General features: G+C 63.7%; 14 protein-coding genes. 5 read left to right on the top strand and 9 right to left on the bottom strand.

The annotated features are described in order from the left end of the window. Positions 1 to 528: 528 nt before the first annotated feature. Positions 529 to 3,687: an efflux RND transporter permease subunit gene (locus Q3C01_RS23425; protein WP_458147664.1), complete on the bottom strand. Its 3,159-nt coding sequence runs from the start codon at positions 3,685 to 3,687 to the stop codon at positions 529 to 531. Between the two features lie 12 nt (positions 3,688 to 3,699). Beyond that, positions 3,700 to 4,893 carry an efflux RND transporter periplasmic adaptor subunit gene (locus Q3C01_RS23420; protein WP_458147663.1) on the bottom strand — a complete coding sequence of 398 codons (1,194 nt, stop codon included), beginning with the start codon at positions 4,891 to 4,893 and terminating at the stop codon, positions 3,700 to 3,702. Between the two features lie 241 nt (positions 4,894 to 5,134). On the opposite strand from Q3C01_RS23420, the gene Q3C01_RS23415 reads away from it, so the two are divergent. The 3 genes from Q3C01_RS23415 (at position 5,135) to Q3C01_RS23405 (ending at position 9,146) form a co-directional block, all read left to right on the top strand. After that, positions 5,135 to 5,926, top strand: a complete 792-nt coding sequence (locus Q3C01_RS23415; protein WP_458147662.1) for a transporter substrate-binding domain-containing protein — start codon at positions 5,135 to 5,137, stop codon at positions 5,924 to 5,926. A 177-nt stretch (positions 5,927 to 6,103) separates the two neighbouring features. Further along, positions 6,104 to 7,801 carry a phospholipase C gene (locus Q3C01_RS23410; protein WP_458147661.1) on the top strand — a complete coding sequence of 566 codons (1,698 nt, stop codon included), beginning with the start codon at positions 6,104 to 6,106 and terminating at the stop codon, positions 7,799 to 7,801. 16 nt (positions 7,802 to 7,817) lie between these two features. Next, complete coding sequence (locus Q3C01_RS23405) at positions 7,818 to 9,146, top strand: cytochrome-c peroxidase (protein WP_458147660.1); 1,329 nt, start codon at positions 7,818 to 7,820, stop codon at positions 9,144 to 9,146. 10 nt (positions 9,147 to 9,156) lie between these two features. Here the strand turns inward: Q3C01_RS23405 and Q3C01_RS23400 are convergent, their stop codons facing one another. From Q3C01_RS23400 to Q3C01_RS23390, 3 genes are all read right to left on the bottom strand, one after another. Then, entirely contained in the window at positions 9,157 to 10,392 is a 1,236-nt protein-coding gene (locus Q3C01_RS23400; protein WP_458147659.1) for an acyltransferase family protein, read from the bottom strand. 84 nt (positions 10,393 to 10,476) lie between these two features. Continuing rightward, positions 10,477 to 11,619, bottom strand: coding sequence for a helix-turn-helix domain-containing protein (locus Q3C01_RS23395; RefSeq protein WP_458147700.1), 1,143 nt, complete (start codon positions 11,617 to 11,619; stop codon positions 10,477 to 10,479). Positions 11,620 to 11,773: 154 nt separating this feature from the next. Beyond that, positions 11,774 to 12,304, bottom strand: coding sequence for a MarR family winged helix-turn-helix transcriptional regulator (locus Q3C01_RS23390; RefSeq protein WP_458147658.1), 531 nt, complete (start codon positions 12,302 to 12,304; stop codon positions 11,774 to 11,776). A gap of 83 nt (positions 12,305 to 12,387) precedes the next feature. On the opposite strand from Q3C01_RS23390, the gene Q3C01_RS23385 reads away from it, so the two are divergent. Beyond that, a complete protein-coding gene (locus Q3C01_RS23385; protein WP_458147657.1) occupies positions 12,388 to 13,347 on the top strand; it encodes an alpha/beta fold hydrolase in 960 nt (319 codons plus the stop codon). Positions 13,348 to 13,388: 41 nt separating this feature from the next. Next, a complete protein-coding gene (locus Q3C01_RS23380; protein ID WP_458147656.1) occupies positions 13,389 to 14,603 on the top strand; it encodes an ABC transporter substrate-binding protein in 1,215 nt (404 codons plus the stop codon). A gap of 10 nt (positions 14,604 to 14,613) precedes the next feature. Here the strand turns inward: Q3C01_RS23380 and Q3C01_RS23375 are convergent, their stop codons facing one another. From Q3C01_RS23375 to Q3C01_RS23360, 4 genes are all read right to left on the bottom strand, one after another. Beyond that, a complete protein-coding gene (locus tag Q3C01_RS23375; RefSeq protein WP_458147655.1) occupies positions 14,614 to 15,942 on the bottom strand; it encodes an MFS transporter in 1,329 nt (442 codons plus the stop codon). A 118-nt stretch (positions 15,943 to 16,060) separates the two neighbouring features. After that, positions 16,061 to 16,909: a fumarylacetoacetate hydrolase family protein gene (locus tag Q3C01_RS23370; protein WP_458147654.1), complete on the bottom strand. Its 849-nt coding sequence runs from the start codon at positions 16,907 to 16,909 to the stop codon at positions 16,061 to 16,063. After that, positions 16,906 to 18,513, bottom strand: coding sequence for a bifunctional 3-(3-hydroxy-phenyl)propionate/3-hydroxycinnamic acid hydroxylase (locus Q3C01_RS23365; protein ID WP_458147653.1), 1,608 nt, complete (start codon positions 18,511 to 18,513; stop codon positions 16,906 to 16,908). Before Q3C01_RS23365 ends, Q3C01_RS23370 begins: the two co-directional genes overlap by 4 nt. Then, positions 18,510 to 19,412 (bottom strand): VOC family protein, encoded by a 903-nt coding sequence (locus Q3C01_RS23360; RefSeq protein ID WP_458147652.1) that lies wholly within the window; start codon positions 19,410 to 19,412, stop codon positions 18,510 to 18,512. The genes Q3C01_RS23365 and Q3C01_RS23360 overlap by 4 nt, the downstream gene beginning before the upstream one ends. Between the last annotated feature and the right edge of the window lie 84 nt (positions 19,413 to 19,496).

Below are 19,496 nucleotides of genomic sequence, written 5' to 3'. Positions count from 1 at the left end.
CGAGTTGGGTCGTGTGTCACAAGCATCGCCGCTCTACACGCGCGGTGCACACTGATCGTGGGGGCGTGCCAGATCCGAACGCCGTTCCCGGAGACTCAGGATCGAGAGTTGGTGGTTACGTACGCCCGGCGAGCATACCCGGGGCCAAGATTTTCGAACCTTGTTGAGTTCAACAGTTGCGCCTCGAACGGATGCAGCTTCTTTGTCTGCGGAACTGGCGGCATCGCCGAAGCGACAGCCGGCGGCAAAGTGGACGCCGCACCGAGCGCGACTTCCGCTCTCTCGTCGGCCATGCACAACACCGGACATCACCATCTTCGTCCGAGAGCCGCCTGCTAGTCGCGAGAGCCAGCAGCGGGTCCGGCTGGGTCGTCCCTCACGTGCTGCCATGATGACATCATGCACCTGATTTGCCCGACGTGTCAAATTGTTTCGTAAAATACGAAGTTGCCGTGCCGGCGTCATCGGCTACTTTGCATGGGGTTGTTTTCGACTTTTTGTTTCTCTCCCCGATGGGAGAGGAGAACGCTAGGATTTCGCCTCCGCGACCGGCTGCGCCACCGGCGCTTTCTTCTTCGACCCACGCCAGTTCTCGAAGCGTTGCACCACCACGAAGAAGGCGGGTACGAACAGTACCGCGAGGCAGGTCGAGGCCAGCATGCCCGAAAACACCGTGATGCCGATCGACTTGCGGGCGCTGGCGCCGGCACCGGTTGCGAGCACCAGCGGCACGACGCCGAGGATGAAGGCGAACGACGTCATCAGGATCGGCCGGAAGCGGGCGCGCGCCGCCTCGATTGCGGACTCCACGAGCGGCTTGCCGTCGCGGACGTGCAGCTCCAGACCGACCTCGACGATCAGGATCGCGTTCTTCGCCGACAGCGCGATCAGGAGGATCAGACCGATCTGGCAATAGAGGTTGTTGTCGATCTTGAGGCCATTGAGCACCAGCATCGGCCCGATCAGCGACAGAGGCACGGCAAGGATCACCGAGATCGGCGCGTACCAGCTTTCATACTGGCCGCAGAGCACGAGATAGACCAGCAGCATGGCAAGGCCGAATACCCAGTAGATCTGGTTGGAGACGGCCTTCTCCTGATAGGACATCGCGGTCCATTCGAAGCCGGTGCCGGGCGGCAGCGTCTTGTCAGCGATCTCCTCCATGAGCTGCAGGGATTCGCCGGAGGAATAGCCCTGCGCCGGCAGGCCGACGATGGTCGAGGAGGGATAGAGATTGTAGAGGCTGATCAGCGACGGGCCCGTGGCCGGCGTGATCGTGGCGACGGTGCCGATCGGGATCATGTCGCCGTTCGAGTTGCGCACCTGCATGTTGGCGATGTCGCGCTCGGTGACGCGGAACGCCGGGTCGGCCTGTGTATAGACCTGGAACACGCGGCCGAACTTGTTGAACTGGTTGACGTAGGACGAGCCGAGATAGGTCGACAGCGCCGAGAACACCTGGTCCGTCGTCACGTGCAGGGTCTGGGTCTTGATGCGGTCGATCTCGACGTTGAATTGCGGCACCGCCGAGCGGAACGAGGACGAGACGCGCTGGAGCGCGCTCTGGCTCTGGGCGTTAGATACCATCGCGCCGGTGATGGCCTGGAGTTTTGCAAAGTCGCTATTGCCGTCGCGCAGCTCGACCTGCATCGAGAAGCCGGCCGCGTTGCCGATGCCCTGGATGGGCGGCGGCGGCAGCACCAGCGTGCGCGCCTCCATGACGGTCGCGAGCTTGTCGTTCAGGCCAAACACCAGCGAGCGCAGATCCTCGCCTTTGCCCCGCGCGTCCCAGTCCTTCAGGATGATGTAGGCGACGCCCGCGTTGGCGAGGCTCGCGCTGTTATCGAGCGCGGAGATGCCGGCAATGGTGATGACCTGCTGAACGCCCGGCGTGTCCGTGATGAGCGCGCTCGCTTTGTCGAGCACCTTCTGGGTCCGCTCGAGCGATGCGCCATCGGGAAGCTGCACAGCAGCGATCAGATAGCCCTGGTCCTCGATCGGCAGGAAGCCGGTCGGCACGCGCGACAGGCCGTAGCCGCCGATGCCGATCAGAATCAGCGCAACCGCGACCGAGATGGTGCTGTTCCTGACCAGCGCGCCGATCAGCCGGATATAGCCCCGCTCGACGCGGTTATAGATGGCGTTGAAGCCGCGGTAGAAGAAGTTGCGCTGCTCGGGCGGCACCGTTGGCCGTAGCCATAGTGCGCACTGCGTCGGTTTCAGCGTCGCCGCGTTGATGGCGCTCAGGAGCGCGGTCGCGGCGATCACCAGTGCAAATTGTGAATAGATGCGACCCGTGAGCCCAGCGAGGAAGGACGCCGGAAGGAACACCGAGATCAGCACCAAGGTGATGCCGACGATCGGCGCGAACAGCTGGTCCATCGCCCGGATCGCGGCATCGTGACCGTTCATGCCCTGCTCGATGTTGTGGGCGGCGCCTTCCACCACGACGATCGCGTCGTCGACGACGATGCCGATCGCGAGCACGATCGCAAACAGCGTCGACATGTTGATGGTGAAGCCGAGCGCAGCCATCGCGGCGAAGGCGCCGATGATGGTCACCGGCACGGTCGTCGCCGGCACCAGCATCGCGCGCCAGTCCTGCAGGAACACCAGGATCACGACCAGCACGAGCAGACCGGCCTCGATCAGGGTCATGTAGACCTCATGCACGGAAGCCTGCACGAATTTGGTGGTGTCGAACGGTGTGTCGTATTTGATGCCTTCCGGAAATCGCTTGGCGAGTTCCGCCATCTTCTTTTCGACGGCCTGCTCGACCTGCAGCGCATTGGCGCCGGGCGATTGGAATACGCCGATGCCGGTGGCGGGCTGCTTGTTGAGCGAGAAGATCTGGCTGTAGGTCTGCGCGCCCAGCTCGACCCAGCCGACGTCGCGCACGCGCGTGACATCGCCGCTGGTGCCGGTCTTGACGATGATGTTCTCGAACTGGGTGGTGTCGTCGAGCCGGCCGCTGACGTTGAGTGTGTACTGGAACGCCTGACCCGGCGGCGTCGGGGGGGCGCCGACCTGGCCGGCCGAGACCTGCTGGCTCTGCTGCTGGATCGCATTGATGACGTCCTGCGGCACCAGATCGCGGGCCAGCAGCTTGTTGGGATCGAGCCATACCCGCATCGAATACTGGCCGGCGCCGAACACCGTGACGTTGCCGACGCCTGGCAGGCGGGACAGCTCGTCGCGGATATTGATGGTGGCGTAGTTGCTCAAATACAGGCTGTCGAATCGGGAATCCGGCGACGTGAGCGTCACGAACAGCAGAATCGCGGTCGACCGCTTCTGAACGGTGACGCCCTGGTTCTGAACGGACTGCGGCAGTTGTGCGAGCGCGCTGGAGACGCGGTTCTGCACCAGCACCTGCGCAAAGTTGAGGTCGGTGCCGATCTTGAAGGTCACGGTCAACGTGTAGGTGCCGTCGGAGCCGCTGTAGGACTGCATGTAGAGCATGTCCTCGACACCGTTGACCTGTTGTTCGATCGGCAGCGCGACCGTGTCGATCACCGTCTTGGCGCTGGCGCCGGGGTAGCGGGTGGTGACCTGAACGGTGGGCGGCACCACGTCGGGATATTGGGCGATCGCGAGATTGAACAGCGCGACGCCGCCGATCAGGATCATCAGGAGCGCGATGACGTTCGAGAGGACCGGCCGCTCGATGAAGAATTTTGAGATCATGGCCGACTGCTCCTACTTGGCAGACGCCTGTGGTTGCTCGATCTTCGTTAATTGGGGATCGATCTTCTGGCCCGGGATGACCCGCAGCAGCCCAGCGATCACGATACGGTCGTCCGGCTGCAGGCCGCTTTCGATCACGCGCAGACCATTGTCCAGGGCGCCGATCTGCACCTTGCGCTGCTCGACCGTGTTCTCCTTGTTGACCACCAGGAGATAACGGCCGCCCTGATCGCTGCCGAGCGCGGTGTCAGGAACAAGGAGCGCATTCTTGTCCTGTTCGAAGGGCACCCGGACTCGGACGAAGTAGCCGGGCAGCAACACCCGCTTGTCATTGGGAACGAGGCCCCGCACGGCGAGCGTGCCGGTCGACGAATTGAGAGTGGGCGAGACATAGTCGAGGTGGCCCTCATGCGGATAGCCCGTCTCCGTCTGCAGCCCAACCTCGACCGGCAACTGCTTGAGGTCGGCGACGGTCAGTCCACGCCGCAGCGCCTCGGCGCGAATACGCAGGACGTCCTGCTCGTTGACCGTGAAGTTCACCCAGATCGGGTCCAGCGCCACGATGGTCGCGAGCTGCGTCGGGGAAGAGACGCCGACGAGCTCGCCGACCGAGACCAGGTGCGCGGTGACGATGCCGTCGAACGGTGCGCTGACCTTGGTGTAGCCATAGTTAATCGCCGCGAGACGCGTATTGGCCTGGGCCTGCTGCAGGCTGGCCTGGGCATTGTCGCGGGTGGAAGTGGAGGTATCCAGCGTCGACTGCGACACCGCCTGCCGCTGCACGAGCTCGGTCTGCCGCTTGAAATCGGCTTCTGCCTGCTTGACCGTAGCCTGCGCGCCGACTTCCGCCGCCTGCGCCTGCTCGAGCTTGAGCTTGTAGGTCTCGGGCTCGATCGTGAAGAGCTGTGTGCCTTCCTTGACGAAGGTGCCGTCCTGGTAGTCGATCGTCTGCAAGAAGCCCTGCACGCGTGCGACGAGGTCGACGCTCTTGATCGGCGCGGTGTTGCCGGTGGCCTCGACATAGCGAGTCACCGCGCGCTGCACGGGCACTGCGACATCCACCTTGGGCGGCGGCGGCGGCGCGTAGACGTTCTTCTGATCGCAGCCGCCAAGCGCAAGGAGGGTCGTCATCGCAGCGAGGAGCCGCCCGATCGGTCCGGACCGTTGATCGTGCCGTGCGGGACAAGCGAGATTCGCGCGCGTCATTGCGGTGTTCCCCGTCTGTTGTTGGCCTGCGGCAGGTCGCCTCCGCGATTTGATAGCAACAAACGGGGAGCCGTGGAACACCATAGCCGTGACGGCGCGATGGTCTTGCACTGCGAAGCGAGGCGCGACATGTGACAGTTTTGTCTGTAATTCTGCCAAATCCGCTTTTCACCGGGCGCATGATCGACCACAATTTCGACGGGCTGCGGATGATGGACGAGCCGATGGGGAGACTGACGACATGCCGATTTCGATCTGGCCGGCCTGCGCTGGCCTCGCGCTCGCCGCGATAATGGCCATGCCGGTGATGGCGGAGGATCTCAAGGCCGAGATTGCGCCGACGGGCAAATTGCGCGTCGCCATCGCTATCAGCCCGGCGGGCGGCGCGTTCTGGTCGACCAGGACCGAAGCAGGCTTCGCCGGCGTGCCCGTCGACCTCGGCAAGGCGATGGCGGCCGAGCTTGGCGTAGCAGTCGAATATGTGGTGCACAACAATTCCGGACAGATCACCGACGCGGCTGCGAAGGGGAGCTGGGACGTCACGTTCCTGCCGAAGGATCCCGAGCGCGAGACCAGGATGGCGTTCGGCCCGATCTACGAGGTCGCGGATGCGACCTATATCATCAAGCCAGGATCGGGCATCACCAGCTTCGCGATGCTCGATCAGCCCGACGTGAAGGTCGCTGCCGTCAACGCCACGACCACGATGCGCGGCGCGGTCGCGCATCTGAAGCACGCGAAGGTGACGGGCTATCAGACCTATGACGAGATCTTCGAACTCCTGAAGAACGGCGAGATCGACGCCTTTGCGCTGTCGCGCGACCAGCTCAACAAGATGGCGCAAAAAATTCCCGGCACGCGGGTGCTGGACGAGACCTTCAAGAAGACGGTCACTGCGGTCGCGGTGCCGCTCGGCCATTCGCAGGCGCTGGCATTCGTCACCAAGTTCATGACCGATGCGCTCGCCAATGGCACCTTGCGCAAGGCCTTCGATGTCAACGGCTTGAAGGACGCACCGATCCGCACGGAGTAGGTCGTTCTTTCGTCGAAACGAGCGCGCCGAAGATCTCGGCTGAACTCGCCGCCCAAAAAAGACGCAGCCTCGCGATGGGACATGCCGCGAACTGCGTCAAACCGACACAGACCTGTCATTCACGGCGGCTAGTTTGCCGCGCGTCGATGTCATATTTTTTGATCTTGGGGCAATAGAATGAAAAACAAACTTCTCGGCACGACCGCGATTCTCGCGGTCGCGACGGCGGTCGTGTGCGGCTCGCCGGTATTCGGTCAGGACGACTTCGACCGCGATCATCGCCATCACCACACCGAGACGCCGATCAAGCATCTCGTGGTCATCTTCAACGAGAACCGCTCTTTCGACAATTATTTCGCAACGTATCCGAATGCGACCAATCCGTCGGGCGCGATTCCCTTCGTTGCAAAGCCGCATACGCCGAAGGTGAACAACCTCGCCAACGCCAATTTGCTGACCAACAATCCGAACTACACCAACACGGCCAACGGCGCCGGCGCGACGAATCCTTTCCGTCTTGACCGCACCCAGGCCAACACGCAGTCGCAGAACCACGCCTACACGCCGGAACAGCAGGCCTATGACAACGGCAAGGCCGATCTGTTTCCGAAATATACCGGGCGCGGCACAGCTGGCGGCGTCGGCGCTTTCGGCACCACCGGCCAGGTGATGGGCTATTTCGACGGCAACACCGTCACGGCGTTCTGGAACTACGCGCAGCACTTCTCGATGAACGACAATGCCTATACCGACACCTATGGTCCGTCGACGGTCGGCGCGCTGAACGTGATTTCGGGCCAGACCAATGGCGCAGTGGCGGTGCTCGGCAATGCAGCGACGCAAATCATCCCGGACGGCCAAGGAGGCCTCACGGTGATCGGCGACCCTGGTCCTGCCTATGACCCTTGCAGCACCCCGGGCTATACGACGCAGGTCACGATGAGCGGCAAGAACATCGGCGACCTGCTCAACGATTCCGGCATTAGCTGGGGCTCGTTCATGGGCGGATTCGATCTTTCCGTTACCAACTCGAACGGTACCACCGGTTGCGCACGCAGCTCGTTCTCGACCGTCGTCGGCGCTACCAAGGCCGACTATGTTCCGCACCACGCCTGGTTCCAGTTCTACAAGTCGACCGCCAATCCGAACCATTTGCGGCCGAGCTCGGTCCATGCGATCGGCCACACCTATGAGAAGGATGGCAAGACCCTCGATCCCGCCAATCACGGCTACGATCTCGAAGATTTCTACGCGGCGGTGAAGGCGGGCAATCTCCCGGCGGTGTCCTACGTCAAACTGCCTGCTTATCAGGATGGCCATGCCGGCTATTCCGATCCCCTCGACGAGCAGCAGGGAACTGTTGACCTGATCAACTTCCTCCAGAAGCAGCCGGAGTGGCGCGAGACCGCTGTCATCATCACCTATGACGACTCCGACGGCTGGTACGACCACGCTTACGCCACGCCGACCAGCGCCTCCTACGACTCGACTGCCGATCAGCTCAACGGTCCCGGCCAGTGCGGCCTCGGCGCCGCCAAGCAGCCTCAGCAGAACGGCGTCGGCGGCAAGCCGGTGAACGGCCGTTGCGGTCCCGCCACCCGCGTGCCCTTCATCGTGATCTCGCCCTACGCCAAGACCAACTTCGTCAGCCACACCGCCATCTCGCAGGCTTCGGTGGTGCGGTTCATCGAAGACAACTGGCTGAAGGGCAAGCGCCTGGGCGGCGGCTCGTTCGATGCAACGGCTGGTTCGATCATGGACTTGTTCGATTTCGATCGGGACCATGGCCACGATCTCAGGATCGACGCGCTGTTCCTCGACCCGACCTCCGGCACGGTCGTGGTCAGCCCGCCGGACGAGCACCATCATCACTAAGACTATCGGACCCCGTATGAACAGCCGCATCGTGTGGCTCATCGGCGCCGGCCTGCTTTGCATGGCCGGCGTCGTCGTTGCGGCGGAGACGCAAGAACGCCCGGGTGCGAATCCGAATCCGGTTCGCCTCATGCGTCCGCCCGTCGCGCCGTTAACTGCGATGGCGCAGCTTGGGCGCGAGATATTCTACGACGCCTCGCTCTCCTCGTCCGGCGCGCTGTCCTGCGCATCGTGCCACAGCCCGGACCACGCCTACGGTCCGCCGAACGACGGCCCGGTGATGCTCGGCGGGCAGACGATGTCGCAGCAAGGTGCGCGTGCCGTTCCCTCGCTGACTTATCTCGAGCGACAACCGAATTTCAGCATCGGCCCCGACAAGGGCGACGACGACAACGTGATTGATCTCGCGCAGATGGCCGCGCTCGGTCAGCAGGCCGCGCGCGCGACGAAAGTCGCCGGCGGTGCCGGCTCGGCGGCGAACATCGTGCCGCAAGGCGGCCTGTTCTGGGACGGGCGCGCCGACACGCTCCAGCAGCAGGCGATCAGTCCGCTGCTCGATCCCAACGAGATGGACGCCGGCAGCATCGAGGTGGTGGCGGACAAGTTGCGCCGCGCAGCTTACGTCCCGCGTTTCACCGAGCTGTTCGGTGCCGGCGTGCTCGAAAACCAGCGGCTGCTGGTCGCAGAGGCAATGTTCGCCGTCGCGCGCTATCAGGTGGAAGAGCCGAGCTTCCATCCCTATACGAGCAAGTACGATTATTGGCTGGAGGGCAAGGCGCGGCTTTCCGAGAGTGAGCTGCGCGGCCTCAAATTGTTCAACGACCCTGAGAAGGCCAATTGCGCCGGCTGCCACACCTCGGCGCCGACTCGCGATGGTCTGCCGCCGCTGTTCACGGACCATCAATACGAAGCGCTCGGAGCGCCGCGCAATGCCGCGCTCGCGCGCAACCGCGACCCCGATCATTTCGATCTCGGTGCCTGCGGCCCGTATCGCACCGATATCGCCGAGCAGACGCAATATTGCAGCATGTTCCTGACGCCGACCTTGCGCAACACGGCGATACGCCGCGCCTTCTTCCACAATGGCGTCTTCCGCACGCTCGAAGAGGTGATGGACTTCTACAATTTCCGCGACACCAATCCGGAAAAAGTGTTTCCGCGCGGAGCCGATGGGACGGTGCAGAAATACGACGATCTGCCGGCGAAGTATCACGCCAATGTCGACGTCAGCGATCCACCCTTCGACCGCCACCTCGGCGATACGCCGGCGATGACGGCGCAGGACGAAGCCGACATCATCGCCTTCCTCAAGACGCTGACGGACGGCGCTCAGCCGGAGCCCTGAGCTCGCGGCGTCACGGCGCAGCGGGGCTCGTGGAGGCAACTGCGAGTGGTGTCTCACGCCGCAAGCGGCGGCCGTTCAGCACCGTGCCGATGAAGGTGTAACGCACCATCCATTGATAGCTCGCCAGCATCACCGGAATGGCGACCAGGAGAATGGCCGCGAATTTGAACGGCCAGGCCCAATCGAGCTGGGAGACTGCGACCTGGAGCGCCATGACGATCGGCATATGGATGAGATAGAGCCAATAGGAGGAATCGGCGAGATAGCGCCGCGCCGGGCTGAAGCCGGACAGAAACCGCAGCGCAAGCCCGATGCTGGCAAAGGTCGTCGTCCAGATCGCAGGCGCGTAACAGATGGCGCTGGCGAGCCTGATCGTTCCGACGTTGACCGGCAAGGCCCGCGCGGCCGGGGAAGACAGCACAAGCGTCAGCAGGAAGCTGATCGCGATCAGAATGACGGCGGCGATCAGATTGGAAAGCCAGCGCGTCCTCAAGATGCCGAGCAGATCGACCTGGCGATGCAGCAGCCAACCGAAGCCGAACGCGACGCCGTATCCGATCAGCGCCTGCGTGTTGGTCAGGAAAGACTGATCCGGCGTGCGGACGCCGAACCAGCCGATCCATTTCGGATCGAGACTGAGGGCGAGGCCGATCGGCACGGCGAGAAGCAGAGGCGCCAACCGGCTTGCCATGAGGTGGGCGATCAACTGGTCGACGCCGGCGCGAAACCGGCCGGTCGGGTCCAGCCGGACGATGCCGCCGCGCAGGAGCAGCGTGGCGGCATAGAGTTCCAGCAGCACGTAGAGAAACCAGAAATGGGCGAGGGGAAATTTTGGTAGCGCCGGCGGCCAGGGACTGCCCGACACCGGTCCGCCATGCAGGAAGTCGCTGGCCCAGATCGTGACGGCTACCATCGCAGCGAAAATGATCGGCCAGCCGACGAGGAGCGGCAGCCCAATCCGCTGGAGCCGGTCGGTCACGAAGCCGAGCGGCCCGCGGCGATGGAAGCTCATATGGGCGAAAAAGCCGGCCATGACGAAGAACGTCGTCATCCGGAACACGTGGATGACGAAGAACAGAAGCGCCAATGTCGTGCTGGGCTGGATGTCCTGGATCACCCAGAACCGTGTCGGCGCCGGGACGAAGGAGAGCGTTGCGTGCAGGACGATGCCGAGCAGGAGCGCAAAACCCCTGACGGCGTCGAGGGCGTGGAGACGTTCCGCGGCGGGAGCGGTCGGGCTGGACATGAAGGCCTCGGGGATGGGAGGGACAGCGTCGTAGGCGAGCCTGCCTGACGGCGCAGATCTGCTCTTGCCCGATCCACAATTCTGCTAGCCGAATCCTTGGCGGGACTGGCCGATTTTGCGATTGGTCCCGCTTTCCGCCTCGGTTTCCTGCGCGCGGGCCAGAGCGTCGCGCCGGAATTCGGTCGGCGTCATACCCGTTGCAGCCTTGAAGGCGCGGTTGAAGGGTCCGATCGACTGGAAGCCGGCGTCCATGGCGATGGTCAGGACCGGGACATCGCGCTGGCTCTGATCGGACAGTGCCGCCTTGGCGTCCTCGATCCGGTAGTTGTTGAGAAAGACGTTGAAATTGCGATAGCCCAGCCCCTCGTTGATCGCCTCGCGGAGCCGGTACTCCGGCAGATCGAGCATGGCCGCCAGCCGGCCGATCGAGAGTCCTTCCTGCCGGTATACGCGCTCCACGGTCATCAGATTGTCGAGACGGCGCAGCAGCGCCGGGGCGATGGATGCGCGATCACCCCCGTTCGGGGCGGCGGCGACTTCGCTATCAGCATTGGGCGAAGCGATTGCCGCGGTCGCGTCGCGCGGAGCCGCGGTGATCTGGGCATTGAACAGACCGAAGCCCCCGAGCATTGCCAGCATGAACAAGCCGGCCGCTGTAGCAAGGCTGCCGGATATTCCGACACCGGTGACGGGCGGAGGGGGCAGGCCTGATGCGGCGATGAGGACGACGAAGACGAGGTTGATGACGAGTGCCGCGGTGCGCAACCGGCGCCGCTGGGTGACCAAATCGGCACGCCATGTCTTCACCATATGGACGGCGGCGGACAGCATCAGCAGAACGACGACGGCGGCCAGCGCATCGGCGCCGCGGTGCGAGAAGGTCGGATAGCTCGTCCAGGTGAGGCTGACCGCAAAGCTGAAACCGACGATGACAAGCCACAATGCGCCGTGCCGAAGCAGGGGGACGAAATCGTCTTCGAACGTGATCCTTGCCCACAGCCAGATCACGACGGGTTGCCCGGACAGGATCGACAACGTCCACCAGAGCGACGATTTCGGGATGAACGGTGCGGTCGCGATCGCGAAGGCCGCGCCGCCCGCCGACATCGCGATGCCAAGCAGCACGTGCTTGTTGAAGGGGCGGAGCCGCAGCAGCACGAGCACCATCAGGAGAAACACGCCGCTTGCCGCGCCGCGAAGCCCGAGATCAAGCGCCGTGAGACCCATCGTAGTCACAGTTCAGATATCCCTTTCGGTGCTCCAATGTCGCATCCGCCAGTAGCCTGGACAATCCAAAATCGCAGACCGCGGCCGGACTTTCCCGGCTGCCATTTATGCCTCTGGCGCGCGGAGTCATCTCGTCCGCTCACAATTCGTCCGGTCACAATTCGTCGACCGCCGACCAATGCGGGACGTGCTCTGCGAGCTTGTCCAGCAGGCCCTCGAACTGCTTGCGTTCGGCGGCGGACAGGCATGAGAGCATCGCGCGCTCGCGCTTGCGCAAGGCGGGGATGTACTTTGCGTAGAGGGCGCGGCCGGCCGGCGTCAAATAGAGTTGCTGGCGGCGATTGTCGGTCGTGTCGATGTCGCGACGTATCAGCTTCTTCTTCTCCAACGAAATGATTCCGCGGCTGATATTGGCCTTGAGGTGGCCGGAGAATTCGCAGATCTCGCTCGCGGTCACGCCCTCGCGATAATTGAGGAAGATGAGCGTGACGATCTCGGGTCGGGTGATGCCGAGGTCCATCTCGATCTTCCGAAACGAAGGCTCCCGGTAGAAATTCAGGACGTAGCCCATCTTGTAGGCGATCCTGATCTTGGTGCCGCCGAGCACGGACGCCATGCCGCTCGCGCCCTGTTCGGGCTGGTTGCGCGCCGCAGCGCCATTTCGGCTTTTCCAGGATAGTCTCATATGTGACTTTCTCATTGCGTTCTGGCTCGATATCACCTTAACATCGCGCCGGATACGACAAGAACCGGAGGAGCGCGTTAGCTGTGGACGATCGAGGGCATATTTCGCCGTCGCGACGCAGGTACGCGGCGGGGTCGATCGAGGAGGGAGCGCCGTGCTTCTATTCGGGCACCGAGGCGCATCCGATCTTCGTCGACCATGTGCGGCCGCCGCACGGGCTGCCGGGCAAGGCTCCGGTCGTCATGGTGCACGGCGCGGCGCATACCGGGACGTGTTACCTCGCCACCCCGGATCGGCGGCCCGGCTGGGCACCGCGATTTGCGGATGAGGGCCGGCACGTGTTCGTGCCGGATTGGCCTGGCCACGGCCGCTCCCCGCAGGGAGAGGATTTCCCGACGCTTGGCACTGAGGACATCGCCAGATCGCTGCTCGTTTTGCTCGAGGAAATTGGTCCAGCCGTGCTGCTCGTGCACTCGGCGAGCGGTCCGATGGCCTGGTGGATGACGGAACACTGCCCCGATCTCGTCAGTACGATCGTCGGCATTGCGCCCGGGCCGCCTGCCAACCTGCTGCGGGATCTGCCCGACGATCCGGCTGCGATCCTGGCGCTCCGCGACGATGCAAGGGCGGGGCGGCCGGTCTATGCGCTGGAGGATCGGCCGGTGCGGCTGAACGCCGAGTTTGCTGCCGCCTACTGGGCCAACACGCAGCGTTTCCCGTCAAACGCCTTCAACGACTATTTCGCTTCCATCGTGCCGGAAAGCGCGCGCCTCTTGAACGAACGTTTCAACATCGGCGGACGCGGGCTCAAACTGTTTGAACCGGAGAAGCTCCGCGCCCATCGCATCCTGATCATCACGGGTGAATGCGATCCGCGCCATCCCCGTGAGGTCGATGAGGCTACCGCCAATTATTTCGGCGCCGAACATGTGTGGCTGCCGGATCGCGGCATCACCGGCAACGGTCACATGATGATGCTCGAGGACAACAGCGATGAGCTGGCCACCCTGATCCTTGCCTGGCTGGATTCGATCGGCTGCTGAGGCGACGACAACAAACACAAGACAGGGGAGAGACCAAAAAGATGAGAGCAACTCTACTCGGCGGCGCGCTGATGGCCCTGATGCTTCCGGTCGCCGCGGAAGCACAAGTGAGCGGCGACGTCGTCAAGATCGGCGTCCTCACCGACATGGCTGGTGTCACCGCCGACATCACTGGCAAGGGCTCGTTGGTCGCCGCCGAGACGGCGGTTCGCGAAATCGGCGGTACCGTGCTCGGCAAGCCTGTCCAGGTCATTGCCGCGGATCACCAGCACAAGGCTGATATCGGCACCGGGATCGCCCGGCAATGGTTCGATGTCGAAGGCGTCGATGCGATCGTCGACGTGCCGAATTCCGGCGTCGCTCTCGCAATCCAGGGCATCGCCCGCGAAAAGAAGCGGATCGTGCTCTATTCCGGCGCGGGCACGACCGCGCTGACCAACGAGCAATGCTCGCCGTTCGGCGTCCACTGGACCTACGACACCTATGGTGTCTCGCACGGCACGGCGTCGGCGGTGGTCAAGGCCGGCGGCACCTCCTGGTTCTTCCTGTCCGCCGATTATGCCTTCGGCCAGCAGCTTCAGAAGGACGCGAGCGACGTGATTGCCGCTGCCGGCGGCAAGGTGCTGGGCAGCGTTCGCCACCCGCTCAACAGCGCGGACTTCTCCTCGTTCCTGCTGACGGCACAATCCTCCGGCGCCAAGGTCATCGGGCTGGCCAATGCCGGCAACGACACCATCAACGCGATGAAGCAGGCGAACGAGTACGGGATCGTGAAGGGTGGCCAAAATCTCGCGGCCATGATCCTGTTCCTGCAGGACGTGCACACGCTGGGTCTGGAGGCGGCGCAGGGGACGTACCTGACGACCGCGTCCTATTGGGACCTGAACGATGCGACCCGCGCCTGGTCGAAGCAGTTCATGGAGAAAACAGGCATGCCGCCATCGATGCTGCATGCCGGCGTCTACGGTGCCGTGCACCACTATCTGAAGGCCATCGCCAAGGCGGGCACCGACGATGCCGACCGGGTCGCTGCTGCCATGCGCGAGATCCCGATCGATGACGTCTTCTCGGAGAATGCGACGCTTCGGGAGGACGGCCGCGTCACCCGCACGATGTATCTCGCCCGCGTGAAGAAGCCCTTGGAGTCGAGATATCCTTGGGATTATTTCGAGATCGTGCGAAAGATTCCGCCGGGGGAGACGGTGTGGCCGCTTTCGGAAAGCAGATGCCCCCTTGTGAAGGGGGCAAGTCATTAGCGTGCTTGCGCTACAGGGCGCGTCTTGAACTCTCCGGCGCCAGAACAATGCCGATGAAGGCGCACGCCGCGATTGCTTCGAAATAGAGGATCACCGGGGTGAAGCTGCCGACTGCTCCTCCCATCAGTGCGATGCCGACCAGTGGCGCAATGCCGCCGCCGAGGATGATGCCGAGCTGCTTGCCGAGCGAGGAGCCGCTGACGCGGACCTCGGTCGGAAACAGTTCGGCCGTGAAGGCAGCTTCAGGCGCGAACATCAATGCGTGGATGATGCCGATGGAGACGACGAGGCCCATGATGAGCAGTGTCGGATCCTTGCTCGCGACGAGCTGGAAATAGATCGGGTACCACGCCGCGGCGAGCAGGATGCCAAGCGCCATGAACGGGCGCCGGCCGAACCGGTCCGAAAAGCTCGCGATCAGCGGCACCATGCACATCTCCAGCACGTTGGCGACCATGGTGCCGAAGGTGACGTTGGACTGCGCCATGCCGAGCGTCTTCACGGCATAGCCGAGCACGAACACCGTGCTCATGTACTGGAACGTGCTGTGCACCATGTTGGCGAGACAGCCGAACAGGACTGACTTCTTCCATGACCGCAGCACGTCGAGCAGCGGCGCCTTCGGCCGCGCGGCCGTCGCCTCGACCGCCCTGAACAGCGTTGACTCGTCCACCTGGAGGCGAATGTAGGTGCCGAGCACCACCAGCACGAGGCTAAGCACGAAGGGGACGCGCCAGACCCATTGCGCAAAGTCCTGCGGCGTCGAGACGAAGCCGAGCAGCGCAATGAAGCCGGACGCCAGGATTACGCCGATCGGACCCGAGGCGTTGACAAAGGAGGCGAAGAAGCCGCGCCGTGCCGAGGGCGCATTCTCCAGCGTCAACGACACTGCGTTCATGTATTCACCGCCGAAGGCAAAGCCCTGCACGAAGCGCAAGGCGACCAGCGCGATCGGCGCAAACAGCCCGATCGCGTCGTAGCTCGGCAGGCAGCCGATCAAAAAGCTCGCGACGCCCATTAGCACGAAGGTGATCGTCAGCATCGCCTTGCGGCCGAGCCGGTCGCCGTAATGGCCGAACACCATGCCGCCGAGCGGGCGGGCGACGAAGCCGACCGCGAATGTTGCGTAGACCGCAAGCATGCTCGCCGTCGAATCCATCTTCGGGAAGAAGAAGCGGTCGAACACGACGGGCGCGGTGAAGGCGTAGATGAAGAAATCGTAGTGCTCGATCACCGATCCGAGCGAGGACGCGACGACAAGCTTGCGGTACGCGGGTGTGATTGGTGCTGTGTCGGTTCGTCCCGTCGCCCCGACCAGGATATCTGAACTGTTGCTCATGACGTTCCCCCTCTTTTGTCTTGTTGTCTGTTTTGACTTCAGGAGCGCGCCGGCGCGCGGGCGAAGCCGCCTGGGCTTCGCCGCGGCCGTTGCAGGCAGCTCCTGGCGAGCGGATTGCTCACCGCGCCTCGTCGACGATCGGGTTGCGCAGCACGGCGAGTTTGTCGATCTCGACCTCGACGACGTCGCCCGGCTTCATCCACAGCGGCGGATTGCGCTTGGCGCCGACGCCACCCGGCGTGCCGCTGACGATGACGTCGCCCGGCTCGAGCCGCGTGAAGGTCGAGCAATATTCGATCTGGCGCGCGATATCGAAGATCATGTGCTTGATCTGCGTCTCCTGCACGACCTGCCCGTTGAGGCGGGTGGTGAGCTTCAGCTCGGCGAGCTCGCCGAGCTCGTCGGGCGTCATCATCCACGGGCCGAACGCGCCGGTGTCCGGAAAATTCTTGCCCGGCGTGAACTGGTGGGTGTGGCGCTGGAAATCGCGGATGCTGCCGTCGTTGTAGCAGGCATAGCCGGCCACGTGGCCCATTGCCTCGCTGCGGGAGATGTAGCGCCCGGCCTTGCCGATGATGACCGCAAGCTCGCCCTCGAAGTCGAGATCGGTCGAGACGCGCGGCCGGATGATCGGCTTCAGATGCCCGGTCTGGCTGTTGGAATAGCGCGAGAAGATCGTTGGGTGCTCGACCTCGGCACGACCGGTTTCCTTCCGGTGTGTCTCGTAGTTCAGGCCGACACAGAGAATCTTGTCCGGGTTGGGTACGACGGGTAGCCAGACGAGCTTCGCAAGCTGCGTAGCCGCCGCCTTCGACTTGGCATCCGCAACGCCGGCGAGGGCACCCGCGATGGCCGCCCGGAGATCGGCATAGCGCGACGCGAGCACGGCCCCGACATCGAAAAAGTTGTCCCCCTCGACGACGCCCCAGGTCGTGAGTCCGTCGATCGCAACGGTTGCGAGTTTCATGTGGTCTTCTCCATTCTCATGTCCGTATTGTGATTGCCGTGCAAGCGCGAGCTGATGTCCCGGAGGAGGTCGTCGAACTCGGACGCGTTGCGCGCGGTGCCGAACACGTAATGGTCAGGCCGCACGATCGCGGCAACGACGCCGTGACGGTCGAACCAGCGGGCGAGCACGCCGTCGATCTCTTCGAGCGTGCCCGGCTTGTCGGTGCCGGCCGGTGCGATGGCCGTTGCGGGCAAATCGGGATATGTCGCACAGAGTGCAGCGAGCGAGGACGCGTCGCTGCGGCGGCCGTCGATGAACACGCGCAAGCCGGGACCAGTGACCTTATCGAGCAGACGAGGTTCGCTTTCGCTCACGATCGCCGGCTGCGGAAACAGGCTACCGCGTGCCGCGACGTCCTGCGCCGACAGAAAGCCTGCGCGCAGCGGCGGGATGATCTCCTGCCGCGTCAGCGCGAGTGGTTTACCGCCGCCATCGGCCAAAATTAGCGCGTCGCGACGTCGTGCAGCGGCCGGATCGCGTTCGCAGATCGACTGACCGATCGCCTTGATCTTGCCGGTCAGATCGATGACGTGCTGCTTGCGTTCGGTTGTATAGCTGTCGAGCAGCGTCCCGGGCGAGGTACGCTTGAGCACGCGATCGAGCTTCCACACGATGTTGGTCGCATCGCGAAGCCCCTGACACATGCCCTGGCCGATGAAGGGCGGCTGCTGATGCGCGGCGTCGCCGGCAATGATGATGCGCTTGTTGCGCCAGTTGGCGGCGACGAGGGCATGGAAGCGATAGGATGCCGCGCGCCACAACTCGCCGTCGCCAGGTGCGAGCCAGGGCGAGAGCAACGACCAGACGTTCTCCGGCCGCTCCATCTGCCGCGGGTCCTCGCCCGGCAACAGCATGATTTCCCAGCGACGATGGTTTTTGGGCCCGATCAGGAAGCTCACGGGCCGCGCCGGATTGCAGAACTGTGCGGAGTTTTGCGGCAGCTTTGCCAGAGCGCCTTGATTGACGCGCACGTCGACCACGAGCCAGGGCTCGTCGAAGATCAGGTCTTCGAGCGCAATATCAGCGATCTGCCGCACCGTACTCGAGGCGCCATCGCAGCCCAGCACATAACGCGCCGTCACCGTTCGCAACTGTCCACCCGCGTCTTTCAGCTTGGCTTCGACGCGTTCTGGCCGCTGCACGAGATCGACCAGCTCGACGCCGAGTTCGGCTCGGACGCAGGCAAAGCTCAAAGCGTGACGGCGGAGCTCCGCTTCCACGGGCGGCTGGCTGAACACCATGCTCGGCGTGTAGCCGAGCGGGTAGGGCTTTGCGACCATGTCGATGCGCCGGATCAACTGGCCGTCGGCGCCAAAATGCTCGGACGCCGTGAACGGCTCGACGTAAGGCGAGATCGCGTCCGCGATGCCCATATTGTCGAAGTGACGGAAAATCTCGTGATCGAGCGCGATCGCGCGCGGCTTGTCGTAGATATCGGTAAGCCGGTCGATGACCAGCGTGCGATGGCCGAACTGGCCGAGCAGGGCGCTTGCGACAGCGCCAGTCGGCCCGAAGCCGACGACGAGCACATCGTAGTCGGTGTTGGCTGAAGACATCGTCATGCGCGCCGACCCGCGTCGAACGGCACGGAGAGCTGCGCCGTCTTGCAGGCCTCGCTCTTGGGCGGCGCGATGCCCCATTGATCGGAGCGTCCCGGCGGCCAGACCCATTCGGCGGGTCCTTTGGCGCGGTAGCTGTCGTCGACCTGGAGCACTTCAGCCGTGTATTCGATCACGACGCCGGTCGGATCGACGAAATAGGCGAACACGTTATCGCCGGGCCCATGCCGGCCGAGCCCCCAGCCGATCGGAAAACCGTGATCAACCAAGCGGCCGGAGCCGCGCATCACCGACTCCAGGTCTGGCATCAGGAAGGCGATGTGGTTGAGACCGTTGACCTTTGCTTCTGCAAGGACGACGGCGTGGTGATCGCTATTGCAGCACAGGAACGCCATCAGCTTCGAGCGGTCCGTCAGGCGAAAGCCGAGAACTTCCTGGTAGAAGCTCGACAGCTTGTCGATGTCGGCGCTGTTGATGTTGACATGCGCGAGCCGCTCGGGCCGGTCAGCGATCACGCGCGCCGCCTTGGTGCGATCGCCATGGACGAACTCCATGCAGCAGCCCTGCGGCTCGCGGATCGCGAAATGCGCGCCGCCCGACGGCGCAAGCGAGGGGCCGGGCGGCGTGATGATCTCGCATTTGGCCTCGCGCGCGCGGGCGAACAGGCGATCGAGATCCTCGCGCGAGCGCACGCGAAAGCTGACCTTGCGCAGCGCTTCGCGCTCGCCTTGCGTCAGTTCGAGCACGTGGAAGTCCGCACCGGTGGCGGCAAGATAGATCGTGCCGCCAGCTTCCGCGGCGAAATCGAGCGCCCAGACCTTCTGGTAGAAATCGGCCGAGGCACTTAGGCGAGGCGTCGTGATCTCGACGCTGCGCAAGGCCGCCACCGGAAAATCGGACATCGGGCTTCCTCGTCGTCAAAGGCCGAGGGCGGAGCCGCCGGATCAGCCATCGAGCCTGTTGTTGTCGACGAGCTAGTAATATAT

The organism is Bradyrhizobium sp. UFLA05-109, assembly GCF_054185165.1.
Note: the sequence above shows the minus strand (reverse complement) of the source record. Positions and strands in the feature narration are given on the sequence as shown.

Coding starts and splice junctions, on each gene's coding strand:
- Q3C01_RS23415 (WP_458147662.1), top strand. CDS start 5,135: ATGCCGATTTCGATCTGGCCGGCCTGCGCTGGCCTCGCGCTCGCCGCG.
- Q3C01_RS23395 (WP_458147700.1), bottom strand. CDS start 11,619: ATGGGTCTCACGGCGCTTGATCTCGGGCTTCGCGGCGCGGCAAGCGGC.
- Q3C01_RS23360 (WP_458147652.1), bottom strand. CDS start 19,412: ATGTCCGATTTTCCGGTGGCGGCCTTGCGCAGCGTCGAGATCACGACG.
- Q3C01_RS23420 (WP_458147663.1), bottom strand. CDS start 4,893: ATGACGCGCGCGAATCTCGCTTGTCCCGCACGGCACGATCAACGGTCC.
- Q3C01_RS23370 (WP_458147654.1), bottom strand. CDS start 16,909: ATGAAACTCGCAACCGTTGCGATCGACGGACTCACGACCTGGGGCGTC.
- Q3C01_RS23410 (WP_458147661.1), top strand. CDS start 6,104: ATGAAAAACAAACTTCTCGGCACGACCGCGATTCTCGCGGTCGCGACG.
- Q3C01_RS23365 (WP_458147653.1), bottom strand. CDS start 18,513: ATGACGATGTCTTCAGCCAACACCGACTACGATGTGCTCGTCGTCGGC.
- Q3C01_RS23400 (WP_458147659.1), bottom strand. CDS start 10,392: ATGTCCAGCCCGACCGCTCCCGCCGCGGAACGTCTCCACGCCCTCGAC.
- Q3C01_RS23390 (WP_458147658.1), bottom strand. CDS start 12,304: ATGAGACTATCCTGGAAAAGCCGAAATGGCGCTGCGGCGCGCAACCAG.
- Q3C01_RS23405 (WP_458147660.1), top strand. CDS start 7,818: ATGAACAGCCGCATCGTGTGGCTCATCGGCGCCGGCCTGCTTTGCATG.
- Q3C01_RS23375 (WP_458147655.1), bottom strand. CDS start 15,942: ATGAGCAACAGTTCAGATATCCTGGTCGGGGCGACGGGACGAACCGAC.
- Q3C01_RS23425 (WP_458147664.1), bottom strand. CDS start 3,687: ATGATCTCAAAATTCTTCATCGAGCGGCCGGTCCTCTCGAACGTCATC.
- Q3C01_RS23380 (WP_458147656.1), top strand. CDS start 13,389: ATGAGAGCAACTCTACTCGGCGGCGCGCTGATGGCCCTGATGCTTCCG.